Annotated in this window: 23 protein-coding genes and 1 other RNA gene; 12 read left to right on the top strand and 12 right to left on the bottom strand. The window is 59.2% G+C overall.

The genetic code is table 11. The annotated features are described in order from the left end of the window. Window positions 1-501: 501 nt before the first annotated feature. Entirely contained in the window at window positions 502-2,058 is a 1,557-nt protein-coding gene (locus tag FIV03_RS15050) for a 2-isopropylmalate synthase (protein WP_152510112.1), read from the top strand. 116 nt (window positions 2,059-2,174) lie between these two features. After that, window positions 2,175-2,741, top strand: coding sequence for an adenylate kinase (locus FIV03_RS15045; RefSeq protein WP_209009670.1), 567 nt, complete (start codon window positions 2,175-2,177; stop codon window positions 2,739-2,741). An 85-nt stretch (window positions 2,742-2,826) separates the two neighbouring features. Here FIV03_RS15045 and FIV03_RS15040 read toward each other — a convergent pair whose 3' ends face one another. Further along, window positions 2,827-3,243, bottom strand: a complete 417-nt coding sequence (locus FIV03_RS15040) for a hypothetical protein (protein WP_023000537.1) — start codon at window positions 3,241-3,243, stop codon at window positions 2,827-2,829. A 119-nt stretch (window positions 3,244-3,362) separates the two neighbouring features. Between FIV03_RS15040 and FIV03_RS15035 the strand changes: the two genes are divergently transcribed. Beyond that, a complete protein-coding gene (locus tag FIV03_RS15035; RefSeq protein ID WP_152510111.1) occupies window positions 3,363-3,941 on the top strand; it encodes a TetR/AcrR family transcriptional regulator in 579 nt (192 codons plus the stop codon). Window positions 3,942-3,965: 24 nt separating this feature from the next. Here the strand turns inward: FIV03_RS15035 and FIV03_RS15030 are convergent, their stop codons facing one another. The 3 genes from FIV03_RS15030 to miaA all read right to left on the bottom strand — a co-directional run bounded on the left by FIV03_RS15030 (window position 3,966) and on the right by miaA (window position 6,295). Continuing rightward, on the bottom strand, window positions 3,966-4,511 hold the full coding sequence (locus FIV03_RS15030) for a GNAT family N-acetyltransferase (RefSeq protein WP_173013856.1): 546 nt from the start codon (window positions 4,509-4,511) through the stop codon (window positions 3,966-3,968). 80 nt (window positions 4,512-4,591) lie between these two features. Then, window positions 4,592-5,131 (bottom strand): GNAT family N-acetyltransferase, encoded by a 540-nt coding sequence (locus FIV03_RS15025; protein ID WP_209009669.1) that lies wholly within the window; start codon window positions 5,129-5,131, stop codon window positions 4,592-4,594. A gap of 210 nt (window positions 5,132-5,341) precedes the next feature. After that, a complete protein-coding gene (gene miaA, locus FIV03_RS15020) occupies window positions 5,342-6,295 on the bottom strand; it encodes a tRNA (adenosine(37)-N6)-dimethylallyltransferase MiaA (RefSeq protein ID WP_152511942.1) in 954 nt (317 codons plus the stop codon). Here miaA and serB point away from each other — a divergent pair. Then, window positions 6,294-7,184, top strand: a complete 891-nt coding sequence (gene serB, locus FIV03_RS15015) for a phosphoserine phosphatase SerB (RefSeq protein ID WP_152510109.1) — start codon at window positions 6,294-6,296, stop codon at window positions 7,182-7,184. The two genes, miaA and serB, sit on opposite strands and share 2 nt — an antisense overlap. A gap of 462 nt (window positions 7,185-7,646) precedes the next feature. Here the strand turns inward: serB and FIV03_RS15010 are convergent, their stop codons facing one another. The 6 genes from FIV03_RS15010 to FIV03_RS14985 form a co-directional block, all read right to left on the bottom strand. Further along, window positions 7,647-9,134 carry a DegQ family serine endoprotease gene (locus tag FIV03_RS15010; RefSeq protein WP_152510108.1) on the bottom strand — a complete coding sequence of 496 codons (1,488 nt, stop codon included), beginning with the start codon at window positions 9,132-9,134 and terminating at the stop codon, window positions 7,647-7,649. A 131-nt stretch (window positions 9,135-9,265) separates the two neighbouring features. Continuing rightward, window positions 9,266-9,451 (bottom strand): DUF2065 domain-containing protein, encoded by a 186-nt coding sequence (locus tag FIV03_RS15005; RefSeq protein WP_023000530.1) that lies wholly within the window; start codon window positions 9,449-9,451, stop codon window positions 9,266-9,268. Beyond that, the gene (locus tag FIV03_RS15000; RefSeq protein ID WP_062488168.1) at window positions 9,448-10,383 is read right to left on the bottom strand and encodes a protease modulator HflC; all 936 of its coding nucleotides are present in this window, start codon (window positions 10,381-10,383) and stop codon (window positions 9,448-9,450) included. The genes FIV03_RS15005 and FIV03_RS15000 overlap by 4 nt, the downstream gene beginning before the upstream one ends. Before the next feature lie 2 nt (window positions 10,384-10,385). Then, window positions 10,386-11,579, bottom strand: coding sequence for an FtsH protease activity modulator HflK (hflK, locus tag FIV03_RS14995; RefSeq protein WP_152506025.1), 1,194 nt, complete (start codon window positions 11,577-11,579; stop codon window positions 10,386-10,388). 232 nt (window positions 11,580-11,811) lie between these two features. Continuing rightward, window positions 11,812-12,285 (bottom strand): GNAT family N-acetyltransferase, encoded by a 474-nt coding sequence (locus tag FIV03_RS14990; RefSeq protein ID WP_152510107.1) that lies wholly within the window; start codon window positions 12,283-12,285, stop codon window positions 11,812-11,814. A gap of 21 nt (window positions 12,286-12,306) precedes the next feature. Beyond that, the gene (locus FIV03_RS14985; protein WP_152510106.1) at window positions 12,307-12,825 is read right to left on the bottom strand and encodes a dihydrofolate reductase; all 519 of its coding nucleotides are present in this window, start codon (window positions 12,823-12,825) and stop codon (window positions 12,307-12,309) included. Between the two features lie 150 nt (window positions 12,826-12,975). Between FIV03_RS14985 and FIV03_RS14980 the strand changes: the two genes are divergently transcribed. The 3 genes from FIV03_RS14980 to FIV03_RS14970 all read left to right on the top strand — a co-directional run bounded on the left by FIV03_RS14980 (window position 12,976) and on the right by FIV03_RS14970 (window position 15,496). Further along, window positions 12,976-13,350 (top strand): TfoX/Sxy family protein, encoded by a 375-nt coding sequence (locus FIV03_RS14980; RefSeq protein WP_286202194.1) that lies wholly within the window; start codon window positions 12,976-12,978, stop codon window positions 13,348-13,350. Next, entirely contained in the window at window positions 13,347-14,030 is a 684-nt protein-coding gene (locus FIV03_RS14975) for a DUF2461 domain-containing protein (RefSeq protein ID WP_152510105.1), read from the top strand. Before FIV03_RS14980 ends, FIV03_RS14975 begins: the two co-directional genes overlap by 4 nt. Window positions 14,031-14,137: 107 nt before the next feature. Next, window positions 14,138-15,496, top strand: a complete 1,359-nt coding sequence (locus tag FIV03_RS14970; RefSeq protein ID WP_152510104.1) for a GH1 family beta-glucosidase — start codon at window positions 14,138-14,140, stop codon at window positions 15,494-15,496. Between the two features lie 128 nt (window positions 15,497-15,624). On the opposite strand, the gene FIV03_RS14965 is transcribed toward FIV03_RS14970, so the two are convergent. Continuing rightward, entirely contained in the window at window positions 15,625-16,695 is a 1,071-nt protein-coding gene (locus FIV03_RS14965; RefSeq protein ID WP_152510103.1) for a serine hydrolase, read from the bottom strand. Window positions 16,696-16,908: 213 nt separating this feature from the next. Here FIV03_RS14965 and FIV03_RS14960 point away from each other — a divergent pair, with 213 nt between their 5' ends. After that, window positions 16,909-18,243 (top strand): multicopper oxidase family protein, encoded by a 1,335-nt coding sequence (locus tag FIV03_RS14960; RefSeq protein WP_152510102.1) that lies wholly within the window; start codon window positions 16,909-16,911, stop codon window positions 18,241-18,243. 12 nt (window positions 18,244-18,255) lie between these two features. Here the strand turns inward: FIV03_RS14960 and FIV03_RS14955 are convergent, their stop codons facing one another. After that, the gene (locus tag FIV03_RS14955; protein ID WP_023000520.1) at window positions 18,256-19,050 is read right to left on the bottom strand and encodes a thymidylate synthase; all 795 of its coding nucleotides are present in this window, start codon (window positions 19,048-19,050) and stop codon (window positions 18,256-18,258) included. Between the two features lie 156 nt (window positions 19,051-19,206). On the opposite strand from FIV03_RS14955, the gene ssrA reads away from it, so the two are divergent. The 4 genes from ssrA (at window position 19,207) to FIV03_RS14935 (ending at window position 20,862) form a co-directional block, all read left to right on the top strand. After that, window positions 19,207-19,576, top strand: a transfer-messenger RNA (tmRNA) gene (ssrA, locus tag FIV03_RS14950). Between the two features lie 174 nt (window positions 19,577-19,750). Further along, a complete protein-coding gene (locus tag FIV03_RS14945) occupies window positions 19,751-20,326 on the top strand; it encodes an SspB family protein (RefSeq protein ID WP_023000519.1) in 576 nt (191 codons plus the stop codon). Window positions 20,327-20,343: 17 nt separating this feature from the next. Then, window positions 20,344-20,622: a DUF4169 family protein gene (locus FIV03_RS14940; protein WP_152510101.1), complete on the top strand. Its 279-nt coding sequence runs from the start codon at window positions 20,344-20,346 to the stop codon at window positions 20,620-20,622. A 6-nt stretch (window positions 20,623-20,628) separates the two neighbouring features. Next, window positions 20,629-20,862: a ribbon-helix-helix domain-containing protein gene (locus tag FIV03_RS14935; protein ID WP_152510100.1), complete on the top strand. Its 234-nt coding sequence runs from the start codon at window positions 20,629-20,631 to the stop codon at window positions 20,860-20,862. Window positions 20,863-21,072 lie beyond the last annotated feature (210 nt).

Here is a 21,072-nt window from a genome sequence, read left to right as displayed (position 1 = left end):
GCCGCGGGAGAAGACCGGCTTTGGGCAGGATGCCTTTGCCTCCTGCCTTTGCAGCGGCTCAGATCTCGTCTGCGCCAGCTATCGCTATTGCTTGAAACTCCGGGCCAAGGGGTTTCCAAATGTGCAAGCTTCGGAAAAGCTGGTTGCATCATGGTTCATCCTGACTTATGAACAGTCCCCATTAACCGTCAGGTCACGCTTTTGCGCCACGCTTGGCGGACCAGTTGAAAAGACGACCAAAGGCCAAGACAGACCCATGATCGCGGTTCGCGACATTTCTGGATCTTCTCGCAACGCGCTGGCTCAGCGCGGCGGCCTCATTCTACTTGGCGATCTCCTCCTTCTTAGATGCCCCTGAGCGTCGGCTGCTTCGCTTGTCTTTAGGCGGAACGGGCACTTAGGGGAGAGTTTTCAAAAAACCGCATCACGACCATCGGATCGCGCCACGCCTTTCCTTACCCGAGCGACTTAAGGCCCGATCCAAGCCAGGGACGAAACGACATGACTGCCACTTCCGAGAAGGACCAGGTCCGGATCTTCGACACCACATTGCGCGACGGCGAACAGTCGCCCGGCGCCTCCATGACGTTGGAAGAAAAGCTGCAGATCGCGGAAATTCTCGACGACATGGGTGTCGACATCATCGAAGCCGGTTTCCCGATTGCCTCGAACGGCGACTTTGAAGCCGTCAGCGAAATTGCCAAGCGCTCGAAAAACTCCGTCATTGCCGGTCTGGCCCGCGCCATCCACGCTGATATCGACCGCTGCGGCGAAGCCGTGAAACACGCCGGCAAGGGCCGCATCCACACCTTCGTTTCCACTTCGCCGATCCATCTGAAGTTCCAGATGAACAAGACCGAAGAACAGGTGCTGGAAATCATCACCGACACGGTGACACGGTCGCGCAACCTGATCGACGATGTCGAATGGTCCGCAATGGACGCAACGCGCACGCCGATCGAATACCTGTGCCGCTGCGTGGAAGCCGCCATCAAGTGCGGTGCCACCACCATCAACCTGCCGGATACGGTCGGCTACGCCACCCCGGACGAATACAAGTCCATGTTCGAGCAGATCCGTGAGCGCGTGCCGAATGCCGACCAGGCGATCTTCTCGGTCCACTGCCACAACGACCTGGGCCTGGCGGTTGCCAACTCGCTGGCCGGTGTCGCCGGCGGTGCCCGCCAGATCGAATGCACCATCAACGGCCTGGGCGAACGCGCCGGCAATGCTGCCCTGGAAGAGATCGTCATGGCGATCCGCACCCGCAGCGACGTCCTGCCCTACATGACCCAGATCGACCCGAAATTCATGGTTCGCGCTTCCAAGATGGTGGCGGGCGCTTCCGGGTTCGCAGTTCAGTACAACAAGGCCATCGTCGGCAAGAACGCCTTTGCCCACGAGAGCGGCATCCACCAGGACGGCATGCTGAAAAACGCCGAAACCTACGAAATCATGCGCCCGGAAGATGTTGGCGTGAAATCCACCTCGCTGGTCATGGGCAAGCATTCCGGCCGCCACGCCTTCCGCGACAAGCTGAAAGAACTGGGCTTCGAACTGGGCGACAATGCCCTGCAGGATGCCTTCCGCCGTTTCAAGGACCTCGCCGACCGCAAGAAACACGTTTACGACGAGGATATCGAAGCCCTGGTCGAGGACGAAATCAGCATCCTGGGCGAAAGCACCAAGGTGATTGCGCTGACGGTAATTGCCGGTACGGGTGGCCCGCAGAAGGCGATCCTGACCATGGACGTCAACGGCCAACACGTTACCAAGGAAGCTACGGGCGACGGTCCTGTCGACGCCACGTTCAACGCCATCAAGGCAATCGTGCCGCATGAAGCCAAGCTGTCGCTGTACCAGGTGCATGCAGTGACCGAGGGCACCGACGCACAGGCCGAAGTGTCCGTGCGCCTGGAGGCTGGCGGCCGCATTGCCACGGGCAAGGGAGCGGACACCGACACGCTGGTCGCTTCCGCCCGTGCCTATGTTTCGGCCATGAACAAGCTGGCCCTGCGCCAGCAGACCGGCAACCCGGGCGCGCTTGCTGCCGTCTAACGCCGGAACCACCAAAAGCTCCGGATCAAGGTGACTGTATTGTCGCCCGATTTCGGACCTGACACGAAAAGCCTCCTGAGCCACCGATTTTCCGGTAAGGTTCAGGAGGCTTTGTTTTGTCGGGGAGGACAAACGGGGTGGAAAGCCTTGGCACAGACGGAGAGATGAAGCGCGTGGTGATCGCCGGATGCCCGGGGGCCGGCAAGTCCCGTGCGGCCCGAACCTTGAGCGACCTGACCGGCCTGCCCGTCATTCATCTGGACAGTCATTACTGGCAACCGGGTTGGCAGCGCCCTTCCCCCGAAGCCTGGCGCGCCACCATGAAAGAACTGATCGCTCGCCCGCGCTGGATCATGGACGGCAACTACGGCAGCACCCTGGACCTTCGCCTGAAAGCAGCCGATACGCTCATCTATCTCGATTTTAAGACGTTTCTCTGTGCGACAAGAGTGCTGAAGCGCTCCGTTCTCGGCCGCGGCGGCACCCGCAGTGGCGAATTGCCGGATGGCTGCCTGGAGCGCTTCGACTGGCCGTTTTTCAAGTTCGTTCTGAACTACAGGCGGACGCGGCGGGAACGTGATCTGGAAAGCATCAGGGTGTTCTCCGGAGTGAGCCATGTCTTCATCCGTCCACGCCAGTTGAAGCGTTTTCTCGGCTCACTCGAGAGTGGCCCGGTTTCCTGAATTCCCCGTGGCCTGCCGGTAAAGTGTCCCTGGATCCGCCAACAGGGGCCGCAGAAGCGGCCCCTGTTCAGTTCGTGTTGTGACGTCAACCCTGAGAAATCCGTTCGGAAAGCTGGCTGTTGGTCATGGCTTCGCCGTCCAGGTTCCAGGTCCCGTCCACAGTGTGCACCACGTTTGAATAGATGCGGTCGCGTGGCAAACGACCTTCTGCCGCCGCGGCAATGATGTCTGTTGCTTCCTTGAAGAACCCGACCTGAACGTCCCGCGCAGCCAGGGCAAAACTTGGCGTCTTGCATTCCAGCCACGCCCCTTCCACCGGCTCGCCGCCGGACAGCGCCCCATTCTTTGGCAGTGCCTGTATCTGCATGGTCACGTTCGGGGTCATGACCTTGTTGCCGCCAAGCCCGTGCCATTTCAGGAAGGCTTCGGTGATTTTCCTGCCTGCTTTCAAACCGGCATCTTCGCTCATCACGCCTTGGGTGTAATTGAGTGCAAGTGGCATTTCCGTTCCTCTCGATTAAATATAACGTTCGTTATATTTTCTGACGCACCCTATTTATGTAACGATCGTTATGAAGTCAACATGATATATAACGATCGTTCTTAAAGTGAGAGAACCGCATGGCAAAACAACAGCTTCGCAAGGCAGAAACTCAAAAAGCCTTGCTCAGCGCATCAAGCAGGGCCTTCCGAAGCGAAGGGTATTCCGGGGTTGGTGTCGACGCGATCGCAAAGGCGGCGGGCGCTACCTCGGGTGCATTCTACGCGCACCTGGGATCAAAGGACGGGGCCTTTCACGCCGCGCTGGAACAGGGACTGGAAGAAGTAATCACCACCATTCCTGACTACCGGGAACGTTTCGGCGACAAATGGGTCGAGGCATTTGCACGGTATTATCTCGGCACGGCGCATCGACAGGACCGCGCCTGCGGCTGTGCGATGACCGCGCTATCGCCCGATGTCGCACGGGCCAAGCCTGAGACCCGCAAACTCTATGATGACAAGATGCAGGAGATAGCGGCACTGGTTGCCGAGGGGCTGAAGGAAGGCAATCTTTCTGAACGTCGGAACCGCGCCTGGGTGTTTCTCAGTCTCCTGATAGGAGGGCTGACCACGGCACGGGCCATGTCGGATGAAGCCCTTGCCGAAACCGTGACAGCGGCCGCCCTGCCCGCCGCCTTGCAGGCTGCCGGAGTTTGATGGCGACCAATCGCACTCAAGTGATCAACCGCCCGTGCCAGGCTCCAGAGAACGAAGATATTGCCGACGCGTGATCCGGTAGAACCGGCAATGCAATCCGTGCTTTCTTATTTCCCGCCAGAAACGCAGTCCTGCCTTCTGCATCACCCGCTGCGAAGCCTTATGCTCCGCGACTGCATAGGCGAGCATGTGATCGTTCTGTGTCGTGTCGAAAAACCAACCGACAAGAGCCCGCGCGATCTCGCTCGCATAGCCCTGCCCCCAGGCTGATCGTTTCAGGCTGTAGCCGAGTTCATAACCTTCCGGGTTCCTTTCGAACGAGAACCCCGCCCGGCCGATAAAGGCTCCCTCAATCGTCTCCAGTTTCCATTTGGACATCCCGGTGCCCCGGTGATCGCCGACGTAATTCGCCAGTCGCCGGCGCACTTCCTCCGGATCCATGATCGCCGGTCCCGGAGACAGATAGCGATTGACCTCCGGATCTGAATGAAGGTCCTGCAACAATGGGAAGTCATCTTCGGAAAAAGGCAACAGGCGCAGCCTGCCTGTTGTCAGAATGGGTGTGTTCAAATGGGTTACTCTCAAAAAAAGGGACCGTGGCAGACACGGTCCCGACGCATTTCCCGAGGTCCCGTAAGCCCCGAAAATGCCTAAGCACTCATGAGATAGGATTGCATGGACGGGCTCAGGAGCTGAAACACGTCCGCCTGCATGCCTTCGATCACTTTGCTTTCGCGATGATAGAAACCGTTGCCCTTGACCACTTCCCGCATGTTCCGGTTGTCGGTGCGCACGACAGCGACCAGATGGGAAAAATAGGTGTTTTCGAAGAACCAGTCAGACAAGGCGGCACAAAGGCGCTTGGGCAGATCCGGGTCCTGATCCAGCACGTCGAGACGCAGGCAATAGTTCAGACTGATCTCGGAAGTTTCGCTGACAGGCGTAAACCCGGCCCAGCCGAGAAATACCCCATCGGAAGACACCGCCTTCCACTTGGCAAACCCGAGGTCGTCCTGGTTCTGCTGAGCAGACCGCACCAGTTCTTCCGCATCAACGACGGTGCAATTGGTGGAATATTCTGTACATCGGTTGCCGTAAGGGTCGGAGTGAAGATCTTTGACGAGATGAATATCGGTTGGCGTGAAAGGGACGAGCCGCACTGAACCGCATTCGAGTATGATCGTCTGCACCGTGACCTCCCAGTCTAGGATTTCTTCAGGCCGTACACGCGGCGGCGAATCCCGCCACCGAACGCATGCTAGCCATGTAACCCTGAATTGTGCCATTGCCATGGCAGACAAAAGTATAAGATCAATTTTGACAAAAATATATTCGCAATACCAAAGAGTTACGCTCACACCACTGCTGCACCGCACACATCAGAAGTTGACGCTGAGCCGTCAAACCGTTCGAAGAAAAGCCTCCATCTCAATTAGGTTTGAAGGATCAACCCGTTGCCAATCCGACATCTGGTTGCGAAACCAGGTTTCCTGACGCTTTGCATATTGACGCGTTGCAACAGTCAGCCTGTGGATGGTTTCTGCATAATCGGCTTTTCCGGCAAGATAGGCGCCAAGTTCCGGCACGCCGATCGCCCTCATCGCTGGCAACTTATCCGATAGGCCTTGATCAAGCAGGGCCCGCACTTCATTGAAGCCTTCCTCGCAAACCATCAACCTTGCCCGTTGCTCGATACGTTCATGCAGCCAGGGCCGCGGTGGTGCCAGAACGATCCGGTGACACGCCTGCGGTTTGAGAAGTGGCGATGACTGGGCATGCTGTTGCCACGCCTTCAGAGGGCGACCGGTTGCCAGCAGAACCTCCAGTGCACGAGCAAGACGTTGCGGATCAACCAGCGCCTCGGCAGACTCAGGATCCCCCTCGGCAATCAGCTGCTGCCTCAAGCCTTCGACACCCTGCGTGTCGGCAATGGATCTCGCCCTGGCGCGGATCTCTTCCGGAATGCCGGGCATTTCCGCAAAGCCTTCCGTCACCCCCTTGAAGTAGAGGCCGGTGCCACCGACGAGGATAGGCATCTGGCTGTTTCCCCAGGCATCTTGCAGTTCCCGTTCCGCCAGACGCAGCCAGTCGCCGGTCGAAAAGGCCGTCGATGCAGGCAACACGCCGTATAGCCTGTGAGGCGCTTCCCCCTCCTCCGCGACGCTGGGGCGTGCGCTCACCAATCGCAAGTCTTCGTAAAGCTGCATGGAATCTGCATTCACGATGACGCCATTCAGCCTTTTGGCCAGCGTCAACGCCAAAGCGGACTTGCCGCTGGCTGTCGGCCCGGCTATCAGAATGGCGCGCCTGGCAGTTGCGGGCGTGCCGTCATCGTCGTCCAGGGAACCGTCCATGTCTTTTGTTGCCACTTTGGTGTCCACTCCTGCTGCGCCTGCAGTCGACGAGGATCTGGTTCGGCTGGCATCCGACGCACTCGGCGTTACCGGAACCTCGACACGTCTTTCTGCAGGTGTCGCAGCGGATATCCGCTTTGAGGGTCTGGATGCAAGTGCCGCGGACGGTATCCTGCGCGAAGTGATTGGCCGTGCCCCCGTCGACGTCTTTGTGCAGAAGGAAGCCGGCCGCCGCAAGCACCTGCTGATCGCGGACATGGATTCCACCATGATCCGCCAGGAATGCATCGACGAACTGGCGGCTGAACTTGGCCTCAAGGATCGCATATCGGAAATTACCGAGCGGGCGATGCGCGGCGAGATCGATTTTGAACCGGCCCTGCGCGAACGTGTTGGCCTTCTCGCCGGATTGCCGGTGTCGGCCATCGAAACGGTGCTCAGCAAGCGGATCCAGCTGATGCCGGGCGGCCGCACGCTGGTCCAGACGATGAAGGCGAACGGCGCCTACTGCGCCCTTGTTTCCGGTGGCTTCACCCATTTCACATCTGCTGTCGCGACGCTGATCGGTTTTGACGAGAACCAGGCCAATACCCTGCTGGAAATGGACGGAAAACTGTCAGGCAAGGTCGGAGAACCGATTCTCGGACGCGAAGCCAAGCGCACCCGCCTGGAATATCTCGTTGCGGAGCGTGGCCTGGAATTCGCAGATACGCTTGCGGTCGGAGATGGCGCAAACGACCTCGCCATGATCGAACGTGCTGGAGCCGGTGTCGCTTACAGGGCCAAACCGGCTGTCGCCGCCGCCGCCGACTTCCGCATCGACCACGGCGACCTAACAGCCCTGCTCTACCTGCAAGGCTACGCGGAAAGCGATTTCGTTCTGAGTTAAGGCACGGGCCTGCGGCAATCCTGATTTGAGCGGTTTCGAGTCCTCGCCTCGCGCGGGCGGTCTTGCTTGTCTTTCAAGGAATGACCTTTCAACGGAGTATGCAGCCCATCCTTCGAGACAGGCCTCCGGCCTTCCTCAGGATGAGGGAGAGTGTGTGGGGATACCGAACACAAAACCCTTTGAAGTGGTTAGGCTAGGAACCGTCAATTCGCCCCACCACACATCCAGCTCGCCAAGTCCATCACATCCTCCAAGTCCCCCAACTCCGCCCCCCCACCAACCTCATCCTGAGGAAACGCGGAGCGCTGTCTCGAAGGATGGGCCTCTTGCTCCAAAGCATCCCCCTTCCCGTTCCAGACAGACCTTCAGCCGTCTTCAGGAAGACCGTGCAGGTGATTAAAAGCAGAAAAAAAGGGCGCCTCACGGCGCCCTTCTGCATTCAACTTCCGAAGTCCGGAAGGATTACTCGTCTTCGATCCGTACCGGAACGAAGCGGACATCACCCGTCGGATTGGCCAGCAGAAGCAGGGCCGAGCGGCGGTTGTCCTTTTTCAGCTTGTCGACCTCGGCCATGACGTCTTCCGGCGTCTCGACCGTTTCCTGAGCGACTTCCTTGATGACATCGCCAGCCATCACGCGCTTTTCCTCGGCAGAGGTACCTGGCTTCACTTCCGTGACCACAACACCGCTGACGTCTTCATCGATGGAAAACTGCTTGCGCAAGGCGTCGTCCAGAACGGCAAGCGACATGCCGAGCACTTCGCTCTTTTCGACCGGCTTTTCCGCAGGCTCTTCTTCCTCGGTTGCGCTGGCTTCGGTCACCTCGGTTTCAACGAGCTGCTCCAGGATCACGCTGATGGCGACTTCCTCGCCCTTGCGCAGAACCGTGATTTCGACTTCCTTGCCGATTTCAGTTTCCGCCACCATGCGCGGAAGTTCGCGCATCGTGTCGACATCCTTGCCGTCGAACTTGATGATCACGTCACCCGGTTCGATCTTCGCCTTGGCCGCCGGACCATCGTCGGTCACACCGGCAACCAGCGCACCCATGGCCTTGTCCATTGCCAGGCTGTCGGCAATCTCGTCCGTGACTTCCTGAATGCGCACACCCAGCCAGCCGCGGCGGGTTTCGCCGAACTTGCGCAGCTGATCGATCACGTTCATGGCGGTGTTGGCCGGAATCGCAAAACCGATGCCGATGGAGCCGCCGGACGGCGAGATGATGGCCGTGTTGATGCCGATCACGTTGCCTTCCATGTCGAACAGCGGTCCACCCGAGTTCCCCCGGTTGATGGAGGCATCCGTCTGGATGAAGTTGTCGTAGGGACCGGAGTTAATGTCGCGGTTTCGTGCCGACACGATACCGACGGTCACCGTGCCGCCCAGACCAAACGGGTTACCGATCGCCATCACCCAGTCGCCGACGCGAATGGCGTCGCTATCGCCGAAACTGACGGCCTTCAGAGGCGTGGTCGGCTCCACCTGCAGCACTGCGAGATCGGTTTTCTCGTCGGTGCCGAGGAGCGTCGCCTTCAGCTTGGTGCCGTCGTTGAAGTTGGCGGTGATTTCGTCCGCCCCTTCGATAACGTGATTGTTGGTGATAATGATGCCGGCTTCCCCGTCGATGACGAAGCCCGAACCCAGCGATTGAACCCGCCGCGGCTGGTCGTCGTCCCGGTTCTGCCGGTTGAAGAATTCTTCAAAAAACTCCTGGAAGGGCGAACCTTCCGGAACCTGCGGCATCGGCACCGAACGGCGGCCCTGCACGGTTTGAGCGGTGGAAATATTCACCACTGCATCCGCGAGACCTTCCGCCAGATCCGCGACGGACACAGGTCCTTGTGCGTATGCTGCCTGGATAGGCTGAAAAGCTGCCATTCCACCGATTACGATGCCCGCCGCGACTGCGGCGATCCTGGTCATCCGACGGCGAATACTTAGTGGAGCCATAGGGCTTTCTCCTCATCCCAGCCGGTTGGACTGCAGTCAGAATGCTGCCAGTCGATGGGTTTGTTCCGGTCCTTGGTTCAGAATATAGAACGGGCGGGAAGATTTTGCGCCTCCCGCCCGAAAACTTTTCGTTATCCGCGAATGATCCACACAAGAAATACGCCGATAACCGCCACGATCAGGCCAGTTGCCCGCAAGGTCTGGTCCGGTGTCTCCAGCGCGCTGCGCATGATGGACTTCATGCCACCGGGCACAAGCGCGTAGAGAACACCTTCAAGCACCAGGACCAGGCCGAGCGCCGTTACCAGTTCGCTCATTGTGCAGCGAGCGACGGATTCCGGTCGGATACGCCCTGGCTACCGTTTCCATCAGTACCCGGAGCCGGCAAGATACCGGTCGGGTCCTTGAAGAAGCGGAAGAAGCTTGAGTCAGGCGACAGCACCAGGCTGGTATCACCGGACCGCAATCCTGCCTCATAGGCCTGCATGGACCGGTAGAAGGCGAAGAATTCTGGATCGGCACCGAATGCCTCGGCAAAGATCCTGTTTCTTTCAGCGTCACCGGTACCACGCATGATTTCCGAGTCACGGCGTGCTTCAGCAACAAGAACGGTCGCGTCGCGATCCGCACGGGACCGGATCCTGCGGGCAGCTTCTTCACCCTGTGCACGGATTTCCGTGGCTTCCTGCTGACGCTCGGTCTGCATACGGGCGTAAATTGCCTGCGAGTTGGCGTCCGGCAGATCCGCACGGCGGATCTTCACGTCGATCACCTCGATGCCGAGCTGTTCGGCATTGGCATCGATATCCCGGCGAATGTTTTCCATCACGCCGGTACGGTCGTCGCGAACAAGTGCCACGAAGCTGGTGCGGCCGACTTCGGAACGAAGCGAAGACTGCAGGAACGTCGACAGGCGCCGGTTGGCGGTCTGGATGTTCTGGACACGCTGATAGAACAGCACCGGATTGGAGATCTGGTACCGCGCGAAGGCATCCACGATCAGACGCTTCTTGTCCGAGGTGATCGGCTCAAGCGGCGGCATGTTCAGGTTCAGGATGCGCTTGTCGAAGTAGACGACGTTCTGAACGAACGGGATCTTGAAGTAGAGACCCGGCTCCTTCTTCGGCTGTTCGACGATCTTACCGAACTGCAGGACAAGCGCCTGCTGGGTCGGATTGACGATGAAGACCGAAAGGTAGGCGACGACCGCTGCGATCAGCAGGACGATTGCAAGAATACCACTACGCATGATCAGTTGCCTCCCGCGCGCTGTGCAGGGGCGGTCTGACGCCCGTTCAGGTCATTCAGCGGCAGGTACGGCAACACGCCGGAGCCTGTCGAGTCGCTGTCGATGATGATCTTGTTGTTCGAGCCCAAAACTTTTTCCAGGGTTTCGAGATACAGGCGCTCACGGGTCACGTCCGGTGCTTTCCTGTATTCTTCGTAGATCTTGGTGAAACGCTGGGACTGACCGGTTGCCTCGGCAATGGTCTGGTCCTTGTAGGCGTTTGCCGCTTCCAGAACGCGTGCTGCTTCACCGCGCGCTTCCGGGACCACCCGGTTGGCGTAGGCCTTGGCTTCGTTGCTGATGCGCTCTTCGTCGGCACGTGCGGCCTGCACGTCACGGAAGGCGTCGATAACCTGAGCAGGCGGGTCAACGCGCTGCATCTGGACTTCGCCGATCTCGATACCCGACTGATAGCTGTCGAGTGTCTTCTGCATCAGGCTGGCAACGTCATTCTGGATGGAAACACGGTTTTCCGTCAGGATGGAGTCGATCTTCGATCCGCCGACAACCTCACGCATCGCGCTTTCGGCCACGGCTTTCACAGTCGCTTCCGGATCCTGGATATTGAACAGGAAGTCGGCAATACCCTGGTTGGTATTCCGGATACGCCACAGCACCTTGAAACCGACGTCAACGATGTTTTCGTCACCGGTCAGCATCAGGCTTTCTTCCTGAACATCGCGTGCGCGCACGACGCCGGAGCTGCTGACGTTTTCTTCGGTGCCAACAGTGGTTTCGCGCTGCAGTTCGACTTTCGGGGTGTAAACTTCACCGATCGGATAAGGCCAGTTGTAGTTCAGGCCAGGAGGGGTCTGATCCTCGACCTTGCCGAGTACCAATTCGACACCGACCTCGCCTTCATCGACAACATAGAAGCCGAAGGCCAGCCAGACGATAAGCGCCACGCCGACCACGATCCCGCCGCCGATGAAACCCAGGCCGCCGCCGCCGCCGCCCGGAAGGACGTTGCGCATGCGGTCTTGGGTACGTTTCAGGAGCTCTTCAAGATCGGGTGGGTTTCCGCCTCCACGGTTGGAGCCACCACCCCACGGGCCGTTGCCATTACCGCCGCCGCCACCGCCGCTGCCCCAAGGGCCGCCGTTGTTTCCGCCACCTTTCCAGGGGCCACCGCCACCTGACTGATTGCTCCAAGGCATCAAAACTTCCTTCTTTGACGTCCGGCACGTTATGCCGGACAGGGATTTTCACCCGTTCTGACTCACCGTTGGTTATAGGGAGGTTACCGTATGCTTTCAACGGAAAGCCCCACGTAAAAACCTCCCAAAACCCGTGCGTTCCCGTGCCGCAGGTGGTGGTAAACGGGGAGACTGTCAAGACCGACGGAACATTTGGCCGCACCCAGCCGGTATTTGGCCCGACAAGACGGGCTCAGTTCACGTTGGCGGAACGGATCATGTCGACGTGCAGAATACCATCCTCGATATATTCTTCAGACACCGTCGCAAAGCCCAGGGAGCCGTAGAAAGCCTCCAGGTAAGCCTGTGCGGAAACGTGGATCTCACACCCTGGAACCAGAGCCTCCGCCTTGTCGATGCCGGCCTGCATCATGAGACGCCCGAGCCCGCTCCCCCTGCCTGCCTTGGCAATAACCACCCTGCCAATGCGGGCACGGCCATGCTGCGGTTCTGTGAACAGGCGGATTGCGCCCAGAAGCGCTCCTGCCTCCTCGTCTCTGATGAGGTAATGCAGCGCCGTCTGGTCCTTGCCGTCGATGTCGGCATAAAAAGACGCCTGCTCCAGAATGAATATATCCTGGCGCAGTTTGAGCACTTCATAGAGGTCGTTGAGGCTTAGCTCATCGAAAGTGGCCCATCTGGCCGTCAGATTGGCAGGTAAACTCATGAAAACGGATCCGATAGGTATTCAAGCCTTGCGGCGGTAGGTGACGAAGGTGAAATCTGCGCTGTCGCGTTCGGTGCGCTGGCCCGGCTCCCGACCGACTTCCTGCCACACCGCCGGATCGATGTCCGGAAAGCGGGTGTCTCCCGACGGCTGCGCGTCCACTTCGGTGATCTCGAGACGGTCGGCTTTACCGATCGCCTGGGCATAAAGCTGCCCCCCGCCGATGCACATCACCTGGTCGACGCCAAGATCCGCGGCCAGTTCCATTCCCCGCCGCAGCGCCTCTTCAAGGGACGTCGCAGCTTCCGCACCTTCCGGCGCATAGTCCGGATCCCTGGAAACAATCACATGCGGACGTCCCGGCAAGGGCTTGCCGCCGAACGACAGAAACGTCTTGCGCCCCATGATCACCGGCTTTCCAAGCGTCAGCCGCTTGAAATACTTCAGGTCCGACGGCAACCGCCAGGGCATGTCGTTATCGGATCCGATAATCCCGTTTCGTGCCACCGCGGCAATCAAGACAAGTTCCGGCAAAGCCATCTCCGAATCCGGTTTTCAATTCCTCAAACGCCTCCTAGCATGGAAACGCGAGCCAGGAAAAATCGCAGACATTTTTCTTGCCAGGCTGTCGGATAAGCGCCCCTTGGCACGTCCTTGAAACTGGACCGCCACGACCAGGAGACTTTCGGAATGTCCGACTTGATGGAAACCGTCTTGATCGAACGCACCCGCGCGTTGATCCCGGATGACAATGTCGAGCAAAAGCGCATGTTCGGCTCCACCTGCTTCATGGTCGACGGCAACATGCTGGTCTGCGCTTCCAGACGCGGGCTGATGGCGCGTGTGGGAACCGAGCAGCAGGAAGAGGCGGTGGCAAGGCCCTTCGCCTCGGTCTGCAAGATCGGTGGCCGGCCCATGCCCGGCTTTATCCGGGTCGCGCCGGAAGGGATCGAGAGCGACGAAGACCTGAAGAGCTGGATCGAGATGGCCAGAACCTATGTCAGCGCACTCCCGCCCAAGGCTACCAAGGCCAAAAAGCCGAAAACCGGAAAGACGGCAAAATGACAGGTGTCGGTTTTCAGCCAGAAACCTTCCGCTTTCTGGAAGAGCTTGCCGCCAACAACACCAGGGACTGGTTTGAAGCGCACACGGCCGACTACCAGCGCTTCGTCAAGGTTCCGGCCGACGCGGTTCGCGGCAGGCTTGCCGAAACGCTCTCGCGGCTTTGCGGCCACAACCTCACCTCAAAGCAATTTCGTATCAACAGGGACCTGCGCTTTTCCAGGGACAAGACACCCTACAACACCCATGTCCGCATGGCCTTCTGGCCGCAGGACACCGCTTTCCAGGGCAAGGACGCGCAACCGCCCAGCTTCTTCCTGTCCGTGGAAGCCGATCATGTGCGCACCGGCGCAGGGTGCATGCGGTTTTCAAAACCGGTGCTCGGATCGTTTCTCCAGACCCTCGAGACGGACAACGGCGAGGACATCGGAGACCTGATCGCCCATATGACGGCTGCCGGGTTTGAAATGTCCGCCCCAGATCTTGCCAAGGCTCCTCGTGGCTTTCCCGCGGACCACCCACGCAGTGGTCTCGCTCGGCACAAGGGTCTCGCCGTTTGGCGAGACGTCAGCGATATCGGATCGCTTCAGGGGGCAAACGGCCACGAAGCGATTGCAAGGGTTATTGAACCTGCACTCCCCTTCTGGCGCTGGCTGATGACACTTCACGCGCACCGGACCTGACACATTGATGGCGGGCAATACTCAGAACGCAAGACGAAATCACTTGATCCAAAGCGCTTTGAAACCTATGACCATCGCATTCGCGTTTCCACTCCAGATGAGTTCCCATGGCACTTCCCAAAGACCTTGCGCTCCGTTTTCCCGGCGATTTTCTGTTCGGCGTTGCAACCGCTGCCTATCAGATCGAGGGCGCAACCAGCGAAGATGGCCGCAAACCCAGCATCTGGGATGCCTTTTCCAAGATGCCCGGCCGCGTTTACCAGAGGCATTCCGGAGACTTGGCCTGCGACCACTATCATCTTTGGGAAAGCGATCTGGATCTGATCAAGTCACTCGGCGTCGACGCCTACCGATTTTCCATCGCCTGGCCGCGCATTCTTCCCGATGGCCGAGGACCGGTGAACGAGAAGGGTCTCGACTTCTACGACCGGCTGATCGATGGCATGGTTGCCCGTGGTCTGAAGGTCTATCCGACGCTGTACCACTGGGATCTGCCGTTGACCCTGGCGGGCGACGGCGGCTGGACCGCCCGCAGCACGGCGGAAGCGTTTGCGGACTATGCGGAGATTGTCGTCAAACGGCTCGGCGACCGGATGGACGCACTGGCCACCATCAACGAGCCCTGGTGCATCTGTCATCTCAGCCATCTCTACGGCATCCATGCTCCCGGTGAAAAAAGCATCGAGGCCTTCGCGGCCAGTGTGCACACGCTGAACCTGGCACATGGTCTTGGCGTTCAGGCTGCCCGGGCCGTAAAGCCGGACCTGCCGATGGGGATCGTCATCAACGCGCATTCCGTCTATCCGGTCAGCGACGCGCCGCAGGACAGGCAAGCGGCAGAGCGCGCCTTCCAGTTCAACAACGGTATTTTCTTCGAACCGTTGTTCGAGGGGAGCTATCCGGCGGATGTGCTCAGCGCCTTCGGCGACCACATGGACATTCGCGACGGTGACCTTGAAACCATTCACCAGCCTCTCGACTGGTGGGGGCTGAACTACTACACGCCGCTACGCGTGAAAGCAGACACCAATGTCGGCGCGGCCTATCCGATGGCCGAGACGGTTCCCCCAACTCCGGGGCCGGAGCTGACCGATATCGGCTGGGAAGTCTATGAAAAGGGCCTGTCGGATCTCCTGAAGGATCTCGACACCCGTTACCCGCTTCCGGACTGCTACATCACTGAAAACGGCGCCTGTTACAACGACGAGCCGCAGGACGGTGTCGTCAACGACCAGCGCCGGATCGACTATCTGGAAAAACATTTCGGTGCCATTGCCGATGCACGCGAGGCTGGCGTTCCGGTGAAAGGCTATTTCCTCTGGAGCCTGATGGACAATTTCGAGTGGGCCGAAGGCTACAAAATGCGCTTCGGTATCGTTCACGTGGATTACGACACCCAGGTCCGTACGCTGAAGAACAGTGCCCTGTGGTACCGGGACTTCCTGGAAGCGCATCGGCAGGGGTGAAAGCGCTTCGAGCTTTCGTCCTGCATTGCGGATCAGCGCAACCAGCACGCACGCTTAACATAACCTCCCCTCCTTCCCCCTCATCCTGAGGATGTGTTGGTGTCAGGATCAGGTGTTCAAAGGCGAGGCTACGCTTCCCGTAAATTCGCCAGAATGATCTCGCTCCAGACCCGGGTCGGCGGGATCCAGGCGGACCAGTCGTTGTAATTGCCGGAATAGATGACGGCCGCAACATCGGCCTTGGGGCACAGCCAGAGTCGCTGGCCACCATTACCGAAGCCGGCAAACCAGGGTGTCGGGCCGCCAAGAGCCGGAACGGGAACCTGGCCGCAAAACCAGAAATAGCCGTATCCCGGCCCTTCGCTGGTTTCGATGATTGGCTGCAGTGAAGCTCGGATCCAGGCTTCGGGAACGATCTCCCGGCCTTGCCAGATACCGTTGTCAAGAACGAGACGTCCGATCTTCAGCAGGTCGGGCGCAGCCAACCTCAGCCCGGACGCCGGCGAATAGGCCCCGTCCCGGCCGATAGACCAATCGAACTGATTTATGCCAAGCGGAGAAAACAGGCGTTCCCTTGCATAATCGGCAAGCTTCTGCCCTGTTCCCCGTTGCAGGATCTCGCCCACCAGCGCGGTGGCTCCGCCGCTGTAGATCCATCGGGTGCCGGGGTCTCCCACCAGCGGCCGCTCCAGAATGTAACGGTACCTGTCCGGGGCCATTTCCATGGCGATTTCGCTGTTTTCCGGATCGGTATAGGGGCGGGTCTCGTCCCACTCCATGCCGAGCGACATGGTCAAGGCGTGCTCCACGGTCCGTTCCATGCGTTTCGGATCCACAGCAAGGTCGGCATATTCGGGAAAAAGCTCCAGCACCGGCGTATCGAGCGTCGGCACCTCGCCCCGCTCCAGTGCAATGCCGTAGAGCAAGCTGACGATGGATTTGGTGACAGAACGCAGGTCGTGAAGGGTCTCGGGGCCGAAGGTTACCTCACCGATCGGACGGCCCCAGTTTTCGTCCTCTCCCTTGCCATAACTTTCCAGAACCGTCTCACCACCGCGTTCTGCAATCACGACATGAAGATGCGGCAACAAACCTGCCTCGGCACCGGCGCAGAGCTTGCGGCCAAGGGACGTATCGAACCCGCGACGCTCGGCAGCCGCCGTGTGGGGTGAGAGCGAAAGACCGTCGGTTGACTTCATGGAGAGCTCCCTTGCGTGAAACCTGAAGGAAGTGTCGGCAGTTTCATCGCCAAATGCGAGCGTTATTTGAAAGGTTTATTGCCGTGCGAGGAGCTTGACCTTCCACCAACTGGAACCACCATAGTGAGGGGGATAAGCAACTTACGTCAGGAAGGTGGGAGAGTGGATCGGCGTTCGTTCTTGAAAGCATCGGTGGCAGGAGGCCTTGCTGCAATGTCACCAGCCTTTGCTCTGGCAAAAACGGAAGAAGGTTTCTTCGACCTTGCGGCGGTCAAGGGACAGGCCCGACTTTATGGCAAGGACGGCGGCCTCTCGGATCTCTGGCTCTACAACGACCGGCTGCCCGGCCCGCAGATACGGGTCAAGCGCGGCGAACGCGTCAGAGTGCGCTTCACCAACAACCTCGACGAACCCACCTCGGTCCACTGGCACGGCATCCGCATCGACAATGCCATGGATGGTGTTGCCGGCCTCACCCAGCCTCCCGTCGCCCCCGGCGAAAGCTTCGACTACGATTTTGTCGTGCCGGATGCAGGCACCTTCTGGTACCACGCCCATAACATGAGCTGGAACCAGGTGCCGCGCGGCCTCGCGGGCGCACTGATTGTCGAGGACGACGAGCAGACCTTCGACCCGGATTGCGACATCACACTGATCCTCAACGATTGGCGCCTGGACGAAAACGGTATCCTGGAAACCGCAAGCTTCGGTGCCATGCACGACTTTGCCCATGCCGGACGTCTGGGCAACTGGCTGACCATCAACGGCGCTTCGATGCCGGACATTGCGTTGAAGATGAACCGCTGGCACCGGCTGCGCCTGATCAACGCCTCCACGGCACGTATTCTTGATCTGGCTCCGGCGCGGTTTGGTGCGAAGATAGTCGGACTTGATGGGCAGGCCTTTGACACCGCGCGGGAGGTCGAGGGCACAGTGCAACTGGCGCCGGCACAGCGCATGGACCTGGTGCTGCGACCTCAGGAAACAGGCAAGCTGCCGTTCGAGATGATGACCGGCAAGCCGTTCACCTTCGCCAACTTCGTCGTCTCGGAAACCGAGAGCGAAGACCTGCCACTCGTGTTGCCACCGCCGAACCGGTTGCCGGAACCCGATCTGAGCTCTCCCTGGGAACTGCCATTGGTGATGGCGGGTGGAGCCATGGGCGGCATGCAGTCGATGATGAGACACGGCGTCGAGATGGACATGCGCCAGATGATGTCCGAGGGACTCTTCTGGGCTTTCAACGGTGTGGCCGGTATGGAAGATGATCCGATGTTTTCCGCCAAGCGCGGTGACACGATCCTTCTGGAAAGCCGGAACGACACGGCTTTTCCGCATGCGATCCACCTGCATGGCCATCATTTCCGCGTCATCGAGCGCGATGGCACGAAACTGGAGAATCCCGACTGGCGCGACACCTTCACAAGTCAGCCGCGAGAGACCGTCAAGATCGCCTTTGTAGCGGACAATCCCGGGAAATGGCTGATCCATTGCCACATGCTCGGTCATGCGGCTTCCGGCATGATGACCTGGTTCGAAGTGAGCTGAACGAGCCGGTGGCTAAACCGCGATCGGCGCGGCAATATGCGGGAGCGGATCGTAGCCGGTCAGTTCGAAGTCTTCGAACTTGAACGCAAAAAGATCCGTGACATCCGGATTGATCTTCATTTCCGGCAAGGGCCGCGGCGAACGTGTGAGCTGCTCACGGGCCTGGTCGAAGTGGTTGGCATAAAGATGCGCATCACCGAACGTGTGCACAAAGTCGCCGGGCTTCAGGCCGGTCACCTGGGCCACCATCATGGTCAGCAGCGCATAGGAGGCGATGTTGAAGGGCACGCCCAGGAACACATCCGCCGACCGCTGGTAAAGCTGGCAGGAGAGCTTGCCGTCAGCCACGTAGAACTGGAACAGCGAGTGGCACGGCGGCAGGGCCATCTCGTCGACCAGAGCCGGGTTCCACGCCGAGACGATCAGCCGCCGGCTTTCCGGGTTGGTCCGGATCATCTTCAGCAGATTGGCGATCTGGTCGATGGATCTGCCGTCCGGAGCGGGCCACGACCGCCACTGGTAGCCATAGACCGGTCCGAGATTGCCGTTCTCGTCCGCCCAGTCGTCCCAGATCTTCACCCCGTTTTCTTTCAGATACCGAATGTTGGTATCGCCCGCGAGGAACCACAGCAGCTCGTGAATGATCGACTTCAGGTGCAGCTTCTTTGTCGTGACACAGGGGAAACCTTGCGAGAGGTCGAAGCGCATCTGGTGGCCGAAGATCGAGCGCGTGCCCGTTCCGGTCCTGTCGCCCCGATCAACGCCTTCGTCCAGGATTTTCGACAAGAGATCGAGATATTGCTGCACGGCGGAAGCCTTCGCGGTCAGGAGATCTGGAGTTTGTGGTTAACTTGGCAGATTTTTCCGAAAAGACAGCCCCTCCCCCGCACTTTCCCCAACTTGGCACGTGCTGTGGAAGAATGGCCATGCGCCAAGCCGGCAAACGACATGCTTTACCAGAAGCCTCTTTCATTTCAGGGCCGAAGACCTTATATCAGGGCTGCTGGTTCGCCAGCTATGGCAATAAATGGTCAGTGCAATAAACCTATCGGACCCGGGGGCGGTACCCGGCGCCTCCACCCAAGCCCATGGGGCTAAGCTACGGAAACTCCATGGGTTTCGGCGGGGGCGAAATAGGATCGACGAGGGCGTAAAGACTGTGCTTTTGCTCGGCATTGTACCACCGTTATCGGGCTTTCTTAATAGTTGCAAATGACAACTATGCTATGGACAACGCTGTCGCAGCGTAACGCTGCGCCGGTAGTCCACTAAGTCCTTTGAGGTAGCACTCACGGGCGGGGTTCGGAGGCACCTGGCAACAGAAGCCTCCACTTGATCTTCCCATGTATTTGCAGCGTCCTACATAGGTTGCATGACCAATGAGCGATGATTGCCGGGTTGCACACATTAATCTGGGTTCACTTGGAAAAGAGCCTTTTCTTTTTGATCTCGGCCCGTCAATGTGCTCCTGATAGTGGACTTTTCCAGCGAGATTCGACGAAAACCGATGTCTGAAGACCTTCTGCGATACGATATTCTGATCCAGGACGCGCTGCGTGGAGCGGTGAAGAAAATACTTGCCGAAGTCGGTCGTACCGGGCTGCCCGGAGACCATCACTTCTACATCGCGTTCGACACCAATGCCCCTGGCGTGCGCATTTCCCAGCGGCTCAAGGAGCGCTATCCGCAGGAAATGACCATCGTGCTGCAGCACCAGTTCTGGGATCTTGCCATCGGCGAACATGCGTTCGAGGTTGGTCTGTCCTTTGGCGGCGTGCCGGAAAAGCTGCTGGTGCCTTTCTCTGCCATCAAGGGTTTCTTCGATCCGTCCGTACAGTTCGCGCTGGAGTTCGACCCCGGCAAGACGGCGGAAGAACTGCCGGAAGAGCTGCTGGAAGCCGTGGAAGAGCTTGCCAGGGCCGAGCAGGAACATGCCGACAACGAAGCCAGGCAGGACGACGGCGCAGGCGACAAGGAAGCTGCAACTGCAGACACCAAGGCGAAACCTGCCGTGCAAGCTGCCGAAAGCAGTGACGGTGGCGGCGAAGTCGTTTCCCTGGATGCATTCCGCAAGAAGACCTGAGATCGGGAGCCTTTCCCATGAGCGCGGAGATCATCAATCTGCGCATGGTGCGCAAGCAGAAGAACCGTCAGGACAAGGAAAAGACGGCCGAGGACAACCGGCGCAAGTATGGCCGGTCCAAAGCCGAACGTGAGGCGGCCCGTCAGCGGCGGGAAACGCTGGATGCCCATGTCGACGGGCATCTTCTGGAAAAACCTGACGACCCGGATGCCGAACAATCCGATAAAGCAATAACAGACGCAGACAAAATCGAAGCCGATCCTTCTGGCCCGGGCTCTTCCGACGATCGCAGCTGACCGCCAATGGCTCTGTTAAAGCGCTCCCTCTCCCTTCATGGCCACCGCACCAGCCTGGCGCTGGAACCGGAATTCTGGGCCGTCGTCGACGCCTACGCCGACGCCGCGAACAAGTCCCTCGCCGGACTGATTGCCGAAATCGACGACAATCGCGACCCGGAAGACCCGCTGTCTTCGGCAGTCAGGGTCTGGGCCTTGAAACGGGTCCAAATGGAAGCTGGTCTGATTTCGGAGGGATGAACGGCTGACAATCTGATTTCCGGTCCCCTGCTTTTCGCCTGCCCACAGCGCAGCTAGAAGTGCCCGGACTGCCTCTGAGCTTCAGCCCTCTTGCCGCCTCTGCAACATACATCTCCCTCATCCTGAGGAGAGATTGCTGAAACTTTGAGTGAAAAGGACTGGCGGCTTCTTTTCCGATCGCCGTTCAATGGGCTTCAGGCAACACCTGCC

Origin of the sequence: Labrenzia sp. THAF187b (assembly GCF_009363375.1) — a bacterium.
Taxonomy (GTDB): Bacteria; Pseudomonadota; Alphaproteobacteria; order Rhizobiales; family Stappiaceae; genus Roseibium; species Roseibium algicola.
This window is presented reverse-complemented; position numbering and strand designations above follow the sequence as displayed.